The organism is Mycobacterium sp. 1245852.3, assembly GCF_001669335.1.
Taxonomy (GTDB): domain Bacteria; phylum Actinomycetota; class Actinomycetes; order Mycobacteriales; family Mycobacteriaceae; genus Mycobacterium; species Mycobacterium europaeum_A.
In genome coordinates this window covers 23,960-37,164 of record NZ_LZLL01000192.1, presented here as the reverse complement: position 1 = coordinate 37,164, position 13,205 = coordinate 23,960, and the positions used below count along the sequence as shown (strand labels likewise).

Below are 13,205 nucleotides of genomic sequence, written 5' to 3'. Positions count from 1 at the left end.
CGCGATCCCACCATGACGCTGCCGGCCGCCACCACGACCGCCCACTGTGAAGCGATTCTCGACGAGATAGAACGCGTGGTGGTGGGGAAACGATCCGCGCTGCGGCTCATCCTCACCACGGTCCTGGCGCGCGGCCACATCCTCATCGAAGACCTGCCCGGCCTGGGCAAGACGCTGATCGCGAGATCGTTTGCCGCAGCGTTGGGTCTGCAATTCACCCGGGTGCAGTTCACGCCCGACCTGTTACCCGCCGACCTGCTCGGCTCGACGATCTATGACATGCAGTCCGGCCGCTTCGCGTTCCGACCCGGCCCCATCTTCACCAACTTGTTGCTGGCCGACGAGATCAATCGCACGCCGCCGAAAACCCAGGCGGCGCTGCTGGAGGCGATGGCCGAAGGGCAGGTGAGCATCGACGGCGAAACACACCAGCTGCCACAGCCTTTCATCGTCCTGGCCACCGACAATCCGATCGAGTACGAGGGCACGTATCCGCTGCCCGAGGCGCAACTCGACCGGTTCGCGATCCGGCTGGAACTGCGGTATCTCAACGAGCGCGACGAGACGTCGATGCTGCGCCGCCGCCTCGAACGCGGTTCGGCCGAACCGACGGTCAACCAGGTGGTGGACGCCCACGATCTGCTGGCCATGCGCGAATCGGTCGAGCAGGTGACCGTGCATGAAGACGTCCTGCATTATGTGGTGTCACTGGCCAACGCCACCCGGCACCATCCGCAGGTCGCCGTCGGGGCCAGCCCCCGCGCCGAACTCGATCTGGTCCAGCTCGCCCGCGCCCGCGCGCTGCTGCTCGGCCGCGATTACGTCATCCCCGAGGACGTGAAGGCGCTCGCCATCGCGGCGGTCTCGCACCGGATCACGCTGCGTCCGGAGATGTGGGTACGAAAAATCCAGGGTGCCGACGTCATCGCGGAGCTGTTGCACCGCCTACCGGTGCCCCGCACCGGCGCCGGCGCCGGCGAGACCGGATGAGGCCAGCATGACCCGCAGCACGACGGTCGAGTTCCGCTGGCGTGCATCGGAATTGACCCGAGCGATCGCCACCTGCGCGGGATTCGCGATGGCCGCCGCCGTGATCGGCGGCCGGTGGCAGCTGATCGCCTTCGCGGCGCCGCTGCTGGGCGTGTTGTGCTCGATCAGCTGGCAGCGCCCGGTGCCGACGGTTCGGGTGCACGGCGATCCCGACACCCAGCGTTGCTTCGAGAGCGAGCAGGCACGCATCAGGGTGTGGGTGACGGACGACGCGGCTTCGGCCGTGCGGCTCACGGTTCCCGACATCGCGGGCATGGAACTCGGCATCACGGAATCCGATGGGAGCCAAGCGAAAACGGTCACGGCGACCGCGCGGCGCTGGGGCCGGTATTCGATTGAGGTTCGCATCGACGTGGTCGCCCGCGGTGGGCTGCTCACCGGGACGGCGGTCGTCGGGGCCGCCGAGGTGATCGTGTTCCCGCTGACACCGCCGCAACAGACGCCCATCCCGCAGACCGAGCTGCTCGACCGGTTGGGTGCCCACCTGACCCGCCACATCGGTCCAGGTGTGGAATATGCCGACATTCGTCTCTACGTGCCCGGCGACCAACTGCGGGCGGTGAATTGGCCGGTGAGCGCGCGCCGGGGTCAACTGCACGTGACGCAGCGGTTGACCGACCGCGCCGCCGACGTGGTGGTGCTGATCGACGGCTACCGGCAGCCGGCCGGGCCGGCGACCGAGGCCACCGAACGCGTCGTTCGCGGCGCGGCGCAGGTGGTGCAAACCGCACTGCGCCATGGTGACCGGGCCGGCATCGTCGCCCTCGGGGGCAACCAGCCGCGTTGGCTGGGAGCCGACATCGGGCAGCGCCAGTTCTATCGGGTGCTCGACACCGTCCTTCGCGCCGGTGACCGGTTCGAACACACCACCGGCACGTTGGCGCCACGCGCGGCGGTTCCCGCCGGGGCGATCGTCATCGCGTTCTCCACGCTGCTCGACACCGAATTCGCCTTGGCCCTGATCAATCTGCGCAAGCGGGGCCATGTCGTGCTGGCCGTCGACGTTCTGGACACGTCGCCGTTCGAAGACGAACAGGACCCCCTGGTGGATCGGATGTGGGCCTTGCAGCGCTCCGCGATGTATCGCGACATGGCCACCATCGGCGTCGATATCGTGTCGTGGCCCGGCGATAGCGGTTTGGAGCAGTCGATGGGTGTGCTGCCCGATCGGCGACGGCGGGTGCGGGGGAGGCTTCGTGGCTGACGGCGGCGCCGGGACACTGGCGCGGGCGGGGGCGCCCGCGTTCGCGACGGCCTTCGGCCTGCTCATGGTGGGGCTGGCCGCCGACGGCTGGCAGGAATCCGCGATCGCCGGATGGGTGGCCGCACTCGTCGCGGTCGCGGTCGGCATCGTATTGCGCCGGGCCGCAACGGTTGCCGTGCTGTTGGCGGCCGTTACCGTCCTGCTGTCCAGCCCGCCGGTGATATTCGTCGCGCTGGCCGGTCTGTGCGCCGCCGCCTACCTGGTGTGCCGCCATGCGGCCGGCACCACCGCGCTCGTGGTGCTGGACAGCTGGCCGACCGCGCTTGGCGCCGTGGGGTTTACGGTCGCCGGGTTGGTTGCGACGTCGTTTCCGCTGCAGCTGCCGTGGCTGCCGTTGGTCGCCCCGCTGGCGGCGCTGCTGACCTACCTGCTGGCCGTCCGGCCGTTCATGAATTGACCGCGCTGCGTCAGTGCAGCAACTCGGCGGCCTGGTCGGCCAGATCCAGCAGCGGCTGCGGGAAGATGCCCAACACCACGGTGATCGCGGCGCACACCGCGATCGCGGCCTTGCTCAAGATGCCCGGCGCCACCACGTGCGGCGTGTCCTCGGTCGCCTCCGTGAAGAACATCGACACGATCACCCGCACGTAGAAGTAGGCGGCCACCCCGCTCGCGACCACACCGACGATCACCAGGGGCACGGCACCGCCCTGGGCGGCGGCCTTGAACACGGCGAGCTTGCTGACGAATCCGCTCGTCAGGGGGATGCCGGCGAAGGCCAACAGGAACATCGAAAACATCACGCCCACAATGGGGGAGCGCTGCCCGAGCCCCGCCCAGTGCGAGAGCGTGGCGTCCTCGACCCCGTCGGCGTCGCGGATCAGGCCGACGATGGCGAACGCGCCGACGGTGCTGAAGCTGTAGGCCAGCAGGTAGAACAGCGTGGCGGACAGGCCCGTGTGGTTGTCGGCGATGACGCCGGTGAGGATGAATCCGACGTGGGCGACCGACGAGTAGGCCAGCATCCGTTTGACGTCGGTCTGGTTCACCGCGGTGATGGTGCCCACCGCCATGGTCAGGATGGAGATGGCCCACAGCACCGGGCGCCACTGATCGTGCAGCGGCGGCAGCGCCACGTAGATAACCCGCAGCAGCGCACCGAAAGCCGCCACCTTGGTGGCGGCCGCCATGAACCCGGTGATGGGGGTGGGCGCGCCCTGGTACACGTCGGGAATCCACGAATGGAACGGAACGGCACCAACCTTGAACAACAGACCGACCGACAGCAGCGCCACACCGACCAGCGCCATCGACGTATCGCCCTGCGCGGCCAGCGCGTCGCGGATTCCGGTCAGCAGCAAGGTGCCGGTCGCGCCGTACAGCAGCGCCACGCCGTAGAGGAAGAACGCCGACGAAAACGCGCCCAGCAGAAAGTACTTCATCGCGGCTTCCTGCGACAGCAGGCGGCGATGACGGGCCAGGCCGCACATCAGGTACAACGGCAACGACAGCACTTCCAGCGCAACGAACATGGTCAACAGGTCGTTGGAGGCGGGGAAAACCATCATGCCGCCGACCGACAACAGCGCCAGCGGGAACAGCTCCGTCTGGGCGGCTCCGGCCCGCTCGGCCTCCCGTTCGGCGTCACTGTCGGGCACCGCCGACGCCTGCGGGGTAAAGGAGTCCAGGCCACCCGAACCGGCCCTGCCGACGCCTACGGAGACCTTATTGCCAGCCCTGGCCTGGGTTCGTTCGGCGATAAAGATGATGGCCAGCACCGCGACCAGCAGGACGGTGCCCTGCAGATACAGCGTCGGGCGGTCAATGGCCATGGCGCCCAACACCGCGACGCGCCCGGAGCCTGGAATCGAGCGGCTCACGGCGATCACCGCGACGAACGCCGCGATCACGCCGCCGAGCGCAAGCGTTACCTGCGCCGCGTAGCGAATTCGCCTGGGCAGGAACGCCTCTGCGAGGACGGCCACCACGGCGACGCCGAACACGATGAGCGTCGGGCACAGCAAAAAGTACTGGATGCTCGGGGTTGGGAGGGTCATCGCGGTCCTTCGGCGGTCCGGGGTAGGTCGGCCGGTCTGGGTGTCGCCACCGGGACGGTCGGCTTGGGGTCGTGCTGGCCGATGGTGGTCATGGTGTTCTCGACGGCGGGGTTGATGATGTCGAGCACCGGCTTGGGATAGATGCCGAGCACCAGCAGCAGCGCGATCAACGGCGCGACGACGATCAATTCGCGGGCGCGCAGATCGCCGATCTTTTCATTACCGCTGACGACCGGCCCGGTCATCACCCGCTGGTAGAGCCACAACATGTAGACCGCCGATAACACCAGCGCGGTGACCCCGAACGCGGCGGCCAGCCAGTACCGGTTGAAAGTTCCCAGCAGGACCAGGAATTCGCTGATGAACGGCGCCAACCCGGGCAGTGACAGGGTGGCCATGGCCGACACCAGGAAGGTGCCCGCCAGGATGGGCGCCACCTTCTGCACGCCGCCGTAGTCGGCGATCGCGCGGCTGCCGTGTCTCGATATCAGGAAGCCGGCGATGAGGAACACCGCCGCCGTGGACAGACCGTGGTTGAGCATGTACAGCGTCGACCCGCTCTGCCCCTGGCTTGTCATCACGAAGATGCCCAGGATGATGAACCCGAAGTGCGAGATCGAGGTGTAGGCGATCAGCCGCATGATGTCGGTCTGGCCGATGGCGACGATCGCGCCGTAGATCACCCCGATGACCGCCAGCACCACGATCAGCGGCCGGAAATACGTTGAGGCGCCGGGGAACAGCTGCAGGCAGTACCGCAGCATGCCGAAAGTGCCGACCTTGTCCATCACCGCCATCATCAGCACCGCGGTCGCGGGGGTGGCCTCGACCGCGGCGTCGGGCAGCCAGCGGTGGAACGGCCAGAGCGGGGCCTTGATCGCGAACGCGAACATGAAGCCCAAGAACAACGCCTTGAACACCGCTGAGTCCGCGCCGTAGCGGCCGGAGGCGACGCCGGCCACGATCTCACGGAAGTCGAAGGTGCCCGAACCGTGCTGGGAGGTCACGACATACAGCCCGATCACCGCGGCCAGCATGATCAGCCCGCCGAACAGGTTGTACAACAAGAACTTCACGGCCGCGCGCGAGCGCCCGGCTCCGCCGCCGAAGCCCCCGATCAGGAAGTACATCGGGATGAGCATGGCCTCGAAGAAGACGTAGAACAGCAGTACGTCCAGCGCGACGACCGAGATCAGCACCATGGATTCGATGGCCAGCGTGAGAGCGACGTACGCGTGTACACCGCGCGGGTTGCCTTCGCCCCCGTCGTTCCAGCCGGCCACCTGTAGCACCGGAATCAGCACCGCGGTCAGCAGCACCAGCACCACCGCAATCCCGTCGACGCCCAGCGTGTAACCGGCCCCGAACGCCGGAATCCACTGGTGCTTCTCGACGAATTGGTAGGGAGCGCCACCGGATTTGAACCCGACGGTGACGACGATCGCCACGGCCAGGGTGGCGACGCCGAAGACCAGACCCGTCCACTTGGCGAGCTGCCGCAGCCCGGGCGGCGTGAGGATGATCAGCACGGAGCCGGCCAGCGGCACCAGCCATAGCACGCTCAGCCACGGAACGTTATTCACCAGCGCCGCTCCTCCTCATCGCTTCGTCCTGCATCGTCGCCGGCGCGGTCACCACAACCGCACCGCCAGGATCAGCGCGACCACCAGCACGGCGCCCGTCAGCATCGACAATGCGTAGTTGCGGGCGAAGCCGGTTTGCAGCCCCCGCAGCCGATTTGAGGTCGAACTCACCAGCGCTGCCAGCCCGTTGACCGAGCCGTCGACACCCGCGTTGTCCACGTCGACGAGTGCCTTGGTCAGTTGTGCGCCGGGGCGCATGAACACCTCTTCGTTGACGGCATCGCCGTAGAAGTCGTTGCGGACCGCGGTAGTCAGGGCCGAGACCGAAAGCGGAGCCACCCGCGGGATCGGTGCCTTCGCATACAACCGGTAGGCCACCGCGATGCCGATGATCACGACGCCCAGCGCCAGCGCGGAGCTGACCCAGACCGGGTATGCGTGGGTGACCTCCTCGTGCTTTCCGACGACCGGCTCGAGCCAGCGCTGCAGGGTGCCACCCACCGCCAGCAGGCCACCGGAGAACACCGAGCCGACGGCGAGCAGGATCATCGGCCACGTCATCAGGCCGGGCGCCTCGTGGGGGTGGGCGCCCGGACCCCAGCGCTTCTTGCCGAAGAAGGTCATCAGCATCACGCGCGTCATGTAGAACGCGGTGACGCCGGCGCCCAGTAGCGCGGCGCCGCCCAGCACATACCCCTGCGTGCCACCGGCGGCCAGCGCCGCCTCGATGATGGCGTCCTTGGAGAAGTAGCCCGCGAAGGGCGGCACGCCGATGATCGCCAGGTAGCCCAGGCCGAAGGTGACGAACGTGATGGGCAGTGCCGCACGTAGACCGCCGTAGCGGCGCATGTCCTGTTCTTCGTGCATCGCGTGGATCACCGCGCCGGAGCCGAGGAACAAGCCGGCCTTGAAGAAGCCGTGGGTGAGCAGGTGCATGATCGCGAAGGCGTAGCCGGCCGGGCCGAGGCCGGCCGCCAGCACCATGTAGCCGATCTGGCTCATCGTCGACGCCGCCAGCGCCCGCTTGATGTCGTCCTTGGCGCACCCGATGAACGCCCCGAGTAGCAGCGTGACCGCGCCCACGATGACCACGGCCAGTCGCGCATCGGGCGACAGGTTGTACAGCGGGTTGGACCGCACGATCAGATACACCCCGGCGGTCACCATGGTGGCGGCGTGGATCAGCGCGGAGACCGGGGTGGGACCCTCCATGGCGTCACCGAGCCAGGCCTGCAGCGGAACTTGGGCGGATTTGGCGCACGCGCCCAGCAGCAACAGCAATCCCATGGCGGTCAGCGCGCCCCGACTGGCCGCCGGTGCGCCGGCGAAGACCCCGGCGTAGGACAGCGTGCCGAAAGTGCTGAACATCAAGAACATTCCCAGGGCCAGCCCGGCGTCGCCGACCCGGTTCATCACGAACGCCTTCTTGGCGGCGGTGGCCGCCGTCGGCTTGTGATACCAGAACCCGATCAGCAGGTAGGAGGCCAGGCCGACGCCTTCCCAACCGACGTAGAGCACCACGTAGTTGTCTGCGACGACCAGCAGCAGCATCGACGCCAGGAACAGGTTGAGGTAGCCGAAAAACCTGCGGCGGTCGATGTCTTCGGCCATGTAGGCCACCGAATAGATGTGGATCAGTGACCCGACGCCGGAGATCAACAGAACGAAACACACCGACAGCTGGTCGATTTGGAGTCCGAGATCCACCTGGAGCTGCCCGACGGGGATCCAGCTGAACACCTTCTGGTGGATGACGCGGTCGTCGGCGGCGCGGCCGAGCAGCTCGCTCAGCAGGCTCAGGCCCACCCCGAAGGCCGCGAGGGCGGTGGCGCAGCCCAGCCAATGCCCCCACCGGTCGGTGCGTCGCCCGCCGAAGAGCAGGATCGCGGCGCCCGCCAATGGCAGCGCCACCAGCAACCAGGTGTATTGAGTCATGTTGGCGTCTTCAGCCTTTGAGTAGATTCGCGTCGTCGACGGACGCCGATTTGCGGGTACGGAAGATGGTCATGATGATGGCCAGGCCGATGACCACTTCGCAGGCGGCGACCACCATCGTGAAGAACGCGATCATCTGCCCGTCCAGGTGGCCGTGCATCCGCGCGAACGTGACGAACGCGAGGTTGACCGCGTTGAGCATCAGCTCCACGCACATGAACATCACAATGGCGTTGCGGCGCAACAACACCCCGGAGGCGCCGATGGTGAACAGCAGCGCCGAAAGATATAGGTAATTGGCCGGATTCACGACGTACCGCCTTGGGAGAGACTCGGGCTCGGCTCGGTGGACGTTGTTGTCCTCTTCCCGTCGGCGCCGCGGCTTTGCAGTATCGGCGACACCGAAAGCTTCGAGTACGAGCCGTCCGGCAGCAACGCGGCCACGTCGACCGCGTTGTGGCGGGCGTAGACGCCGGGGTTCGGCATCGGCGTGGGGTGTCCGCCCGGCCGGAAGCGTTCCTGGGAGAGCTCGCGCTGGGTCTTGCGGCGCTCGAAGCGTTCGCGGTGCGCCAGCACCATCGCCCCGACGGCCGCGGTGATCAGCAGCGCGCTGGTCAGCTCGAACGCCCACAGGTACCGCGAAAAGATCAGCGCCGCCAGCCCTTCCACGTTGCCGTTGGCGTTGGCGGTGGTCAGGCCGGCGAAACCGCCGGTGGCCACGTTGCCGATCACGGCGATGAGCAGGATGCCGAACCCGATACCGGCCGCCACCCCGGCGACGCGCTGACCGCGCAGCGTCTCCTGGAGCGATTCCGCGGAATCCACACCGATGAGCATCAGCACGAACAGGAACAGCATCATCACCGCGCCGGTGTAGACCACGACCTGCACCACACCCAAGAACAGCGCGTCCTGGATCATGTAGAAGATCGCCAGGATGATCATGGTCATCGCCAAGAACATCGCCGAATACACGGCGTTGACGGCGGTGACCACCCCGATCGCGCCGAGCACGGCCAGCACGCCCAGCACCCAGAAGGCGACCGCTTCGCCGGTGGAGGTTCGGACGATGGTGTCGTGGGCAAAACTGGACGCCACGACGACTGCGTGGCCGGTCAATCCGGTCACCGGGAGTCTCCGGCCTGCTCGATCTCTCGCAACCCGTGCGCGGTCACATTGCCCTGGTAGTAATCCTTGTCGGTGGCGCCGGCGGTCCTCGGGTGGGGCGGCGCGAGCATGTCCTGCAGCAGCGGCGCCAGCAGCCGGTCCTTCTCGTAGATCAGGTCGGCGCGGTTGTCGTCGGCCATCTCGTAGTCATTGGTCATCGTCAGCGCCCGGGTCGGGCAGGCCTCGATGCACAGGCCGCAGCCGATGCAGCGCAGATAATTGATCTGGTAGACCCGGCCATAGCGTTCGCCGGGCGAATACCTGAGTTCCTCGGTGTTGTCCGCGCCCTCGACGTAGATCGCGTCGGCCGGGCAGGCCCAGGCGCACAGTTCGCACCCGATGCACTTCTCCAGCCCGTCGGGGTAGCGGTTGAGCTGGTGGCGGCCGTGATAGCGCGGCTTGACGGGGCCCGGTTTCTCCGGATACTCCTCGGTGACATTCTTTTTGAACATCGATCCGAACGTCACGCCGAATCCGGCCACGGCGTCCAAAAACTTAGCCACGTGCTTCCTCCTTGCTCGCAGCCGCCAAAGACTTCTGGGTTTTCGCCGGCAGCGGCGGTGTCGGGAATACCGGCGCGGGGATCGCTGCGGCCGGGAGCTTCTTCGCCTCGCGGCGCAGCTGTTTCTCCAGCGCGCGAATACCCGGCGCGCTGAACGGCTTTCGCAGCAACAGCACGAGCGCCGTGGCGAACACGATGCTGCTGGCCACCAGTATCGGGGTCCAGTGCGCGTAGCCCTGGTTCTGCAGCGTGCGGATCACAGCGGCGATCAGCACCCAGACCAGCGAGGCCGGGATCAGCAGCTTCCAGCCCAGCCCCATGAACTGGTCGTAGCGCAGCCGGGGCAGCGAGGCCCGCAGCCAGAAGTAGACGAACAGGAAGGTCCACATCTTCGCGGTGAACCACAGCACCGGCCACCATCCGGTGTTGGCGCCCGCCCACATGTTCAGCGGCCACGGCGCGTGCCAGCCACCGAAGAACAGGACAGTGGCCAGCGACGAGACCGTCATCATGTTGACGTACTCGGCCAGCATGAACATCGCGAACTTCAGCGACGAGTATTCGGTGTGGAATCCCGCGACCAGCTCGCCCTCGGCCTCGGGCAAATCGAAAGGCGCCCGGTTGGTTTCACCGACCATCGAGATGAGGTAGATCACGAACGACGGCAGCAGCAGGAACGCGTACCAGACCCGGTCCTGCGCGGCGACGATCTGCGACGTCGACATGGAGCCCGCGTAGAGGAAGACCGCCGCGAACGACAGCCCCATCGCCACCTCGTAGGAGATCACCTGGGCGGTGGAGCGCACCCCGCCCAGCAGCGGGTAGGTGGACCCGGAAGCCCAACCGCCCAGGACGATTCCGTACACGCCGATCGCCGACAGGCCGAGGATGAACAGCACGGCGACCGGCAGGTCGGTCAGCTGCAGCGGCGTGCGGTGGCCGAACACCGACACCACCGGACCGAACGGGATGAACGCGAAGGCGGTGAACGCCGGGATCGTGGAGATGACCGGCGCCGCGAAGTAGACGAACTTGTCGACGCCACCCGGGGTGATGGTTTCCTTGAGCGCCAACTTGATTCCGTCGGCCAGGCTCTGCAGTACCCCCCACGGGCCCGCCCGGTTGGGGCCGGGCCGCAGCTGCATCCAGCCCAGGATTTTGCGTTCGAGCAGGATCGCCACCAGAACGTTCAGCATGAGGAACACGAAGATCGCCAGTGCCTTGCCGAGCACCAACCACCAGGTGTCGTGCCCGAATGCGGTCAACCCAGTCATGAGCCCACTCCGATCTTGACTGTGCTGCCGACCGACACGCCGAGTCGGCGGTGCACCGCCGAGCCGGGCGAGTTCACCGGCAGCCACACCACCCGGTCGGGCATGTCGGTGATCACCAGCGGCAGGCTGATGGATCCGTGCGACGTGCTGACCGTGACCGCGTCGCCGTCGGCGGCGCCGATCTCGGCGGCCGTATCGGCCGACAGCCGGGCGAAGGGCTTGCGCGCGGTGCCCGCCAGATGCGGCTCGCCGTCCTGCATGCGGCCGTTGTCCAGCAACGCCCGCCAGCCGGCCAGTACCGCCTCACCGGCGCCGGGCTGGGCGGGTTGCGGGGCGGCGACGTCCGGGTTCGCGGCACGCTTGCCGTCCCAATTTCGCAGCGCTGCAAGCTCTTCGCGGGCCGTCTCGACGCTGGACATCCCCAGGTAGACGCCCAGCTCGTCGGCCAGCGTGTCGAGCACCTGGTGGTCGGATTGCCTGGCGTCCTGAGTCGTCCGCAGCGCGGCCTCGAACGGCCGGAAGCGGCCCTCCCAGTTGACGAATGCGCCGGCCTTCTGTGTCACCGGCGCGACCGGGAAGACGACGTCGGCGCGTTCGGTGACGGCGCTGTGCCGCAGCTCCAGGCTGACGACAAAGCCGACACCGTCCAGCGCCGCCAGCACCGCGGCCGGATCGGCGAAGTCGTCGGGCTCGACACCGCCGACCAGCAGCGCGCCCAGCGTTCCGTCGGTGGCGGCGGTCAGGATCGCGTCGGCGTCACGCCCCCTGCCGGACGGCAATTCGGACACGTGCCACGCCTGGGCGATCTGCGCCCGGGCGGTCTCGTCGTCGACCGGGCGACCTCCGGGCAGCAGCCCGGGCAGCGCACCGGCCTCCAGCGCGCCCCGCTCCCCGGCGCGCCGCGGCACCCAGGCCAGGCGGGCGCCGGTGGTGTCGGCGAGCCGGGCCGCGGCCGACAACCCGCCCGGCACCGAGGCAAGCCGTTCGCCGACCATGATGACCGCGCCCGGGGTGGACAGCAGGTCGCCCACCTCGCCGGTGGCCAACCCGTCCAGCGCCGTAGCTTCGGCGCCCGGAACGGTTTTGATCAGCCGCCCGGACATCTTGGTCAGCGCGCGGGTGGCGAACGGCGCGATCGCGTAGACCGGCAACCCGTGCTTGCGGGCCGCCTTGCGCAACCGCAGGAACACGATGGGTGACTCGTCTTCGGGCTCGAAGCCGGCCAGCACGACGACCGGCGCCGATTCCAGATCGGCGTAGCTGACGGTGATCGGTTTGCCCGCGATCCGGGCGGCCAGGAAGTCGGCCTCCTCGGCCGAACTCGGGCGGGCGCGAAAGTCGATATCGTTGGTGTCCAACACGATTCGCGCGAACTTGGAGTAGGCGTAGGCGTCCTCCAAGGTCGCCCTGCCGCCGACGAGCACCCCCGTGCGGCCACGCGCGGCCTCGAGGCCCCTGGTCGCGACGGCGATCGCGTGCGACCACGAGGCCGGTTGCAGCGAGCCGTCGGCGTCGCGGATCAGGGGAGTGGTGAGCACGTCGGGCTGGCTTGCGTAGGTGAACGCCCACCGGCCCTTGTCGCAGTTCCACTCCTCGTTGACTTCGGGATCGTCACCGGCCAGCCGGCGCAGCACCTTGCCGCGGCGGTGGTCGGTGCGCTGGGCGCATCCGGAAGCGCAGTGCTCGCAGACGCTGGGGCTGGACACCAAGTCGAAGGGCCGGGCCCGGAACCGATACGAGCTTCCGGTCAGCGCGCCCACCGGGCAGATTTGCACGGTGTTGCCCGAGAAGTAGGACTCGAACGGTTCGTTGGCGTAGATGCCGACCTGCTGCAGGGCGCCCCGTTCCTGCATGTCGATGAAGATGTCGCCGGCGATCTGCTCGGAGAACCGCGTGCAGCGCGCGCACAGGATGCAGCGCTCGCGGTCCAGCAGAACCTGCGAGGAGATGTTGATCGGCTTGGCGAAGGTGCGTTTGACGTCGGTGAAGCGAGAATCGCTGCGGCCGTTGGACATTGCCTGATTCTGTAGCGGGCACTCGCCGCCCTTGTCACACATCGGGCAGTCCAGCGGGTGGTTGATCAGCAGCAGCTCCATCACGCCGTGCTGGGCCTTGTCGGCGGCCTCCGACGTCAGCTGGGTGCGCACCACCATGTCGTCGGTGGCGACCGTGGTGCACGAGGCCATCGGCTTGCGCTGGCCCTCGACCTCGACCAGGCACTGCCGGCACGCGCCGACCGGTTCCAGCAGCGGGTGGTCGCAGAACCGCGGGATCTGGATGCCCATCAACTCGGCGGCCCGAATCACCAAAGTTCCCTTGGGGACGCTGATCTCGTTGCCGTCGATGGTCAGCGTCACCATGTCCGGCGGACGGACCTCGTCACCGGTCTCGGTCTTGGCCGCACTAGTCATGAGCGCCGCTCCTCTTCATCGC

11 protein-coding genes are annotated in these 13,205 nt (G+C 67.7%); 3 read left to right on the top strand and 8 right to left on the bottom strand.

Annotated elements, in window-relative coordinates; translation table 11 throughout:
• The first annotated feature begins 12 nt into the window (after nt 1-12).
• The 3 genes from A9W96_RS08675 to A9W96_RS08665 all read left to right on the top strand — a co-directional run bounded on the left by A9W96_RS08675 (nt 13) and on the right by A9W96_RS08665 (nt 2,711).
• Nucleotides 13-990, top strand: a complete 978-nt coding sequence (locus A9W96_RS08675) for a MoxR family ATPase (protein WP_066870876.1) — start codon at nt 13-15, stop codon at nt 988-990.
• Nucleotides 991-997: 7 nt separating this feature from the next.
• Entirely contained in the window at nt 998-2,254 is a 1,257-nt protein-coding gene (locus A9W96_RS08670) for a DUF58 domain-containing protein (RefSeq protein ID WP_067138998.1), read from the top strand.
• 64 nt (nt 2,255-2,318) lie between these two features.
• Nucleotides 2,319-2,711: a hypothetical protein gene (locus tag A9W96_RS08665; RefSeq protein ID WP_231999633.1), complete on the top strand. Its 393-nt coding sequence runs from the start codon at nt 2,319-2,321 to the stop codon at nt 2,709-2,711.
• A gap of 10 nt (nt 2,712-2,721) precedes the next feature.
• Here A9W96_RS08665 and nuoN read toward each other — a convergent pair whose 3' ends face one another.
• The 8 genes from nuoN to A9W96_RS08625 are packed head-to-tail and all read right to left on the bottom strand — an operon-like array spanning nt 2,722 to nt 13,183.
• Complete coding sequence (gene nuoN, locus A9W96_RS08660; RefSeq protein ID WP_067138992.1) at nt 2,722-4,311, bottom strand: NADH-quinone oxidoreductase subunit NuoN; 1,590 nt, start codon at nt 4,309-4,311, stop codon at nt 2,722-2,724.
• Nucleotides 4,308-5,894, bottom strand: a complete 1,587-nt coding sequence (locus tag A9W96_RS08655) for an NADH-quinone oxidoreductase subunit M (RefSeq protein ID WP_197499459.1) — start codon at nt 5,892-5,894, stop codon at nt 4,308-4,310. The genes nuoN and A9W96_RS08655 overlap by 4 nt, the downstream gene beginning before the upstream one ends.
• Nucleotides 5,895-5,942: 48 nt before the next feature.
• Nucleotides 5,943-7,829: an NADH-quinone oxidoreductase subunit L gene (gene nuoL, locus A9W96_RS08650; protein ID WP_067138986.1), complete on the bottom strand. Its 1,887-nt coding sequence runs from the start codon at nt 7,827-7,829 to the stop codon at nt 5,943-5,945.
• A gap of 10 nt (nt 7,830-7,839) precedes the next feature.
• Complete coding sequence (gene nuoK / locus A9W96_RS08645; protein ID WP_007772892.1) at nt 7,840-8,139, bottom strand: NADH-quinone oxidoreductase subunit NuoK; 300 nt, start codon at nt 8,137-8,139, stop codon at nt 7,840-7,842.
• Nucleotides 8,136-8,927, bottom strand: coding sequence for an NADH-quinone oxidoreductase subunit J (locus tag A9W96_RS08640; protein WP_197499460.1), 792 nt, complete (start codon nt 8,925-8,927; stop codon nt 8,136-8,138). The genes nuoK and A9W96_RS08640 overlap by 4 nt, the downstream gene beginning before the upstream one ends.
• Nucleotides 8,928-8,953: 26 nt before the next feature.
• Nucleotides 8,954-9,499, bottom strand: coding sequence for an NADH-quinone oxidoreductase subunit NuoI (gene nuoI, locus A9W96_RS08635; protein WP_066870854.1), 546 nt, complete (start codon nt 9,497-9,499; stop codon nt 8,954-8,956).
• On the bottom strand, nt 9,492-10,763 hold the full coding sequence (gene nuoH, locus A9W96_RS08630) for an NADH-quinone oxidoreductase subunit NuoH (RefSeq protein WP_067139044.1): 1,272 nt from the start codon (nt 10,761-10,763) through the stop codon (nt 9,492-9,494). The genes nuoI and nuoH overlap by 8 nt, the downstream gene beginning before the upstream one ends.
• Nucleotides 10,764-10,768: 5 nt before the next feature.
• Complete coding sequence (locus A9W96_RS08625) at nt 10,769-13,183, bottom strand: NADH-quinone oxidoreductase subunit G (RefSeq protein ID WP_067138980.1); 2,415 nt, start codon at nt 13,181-13,183, stop codon at nt 10,769-10,771.
• Nucleotides 13,184-13,205: the final 22 nt, after the last annotated feature.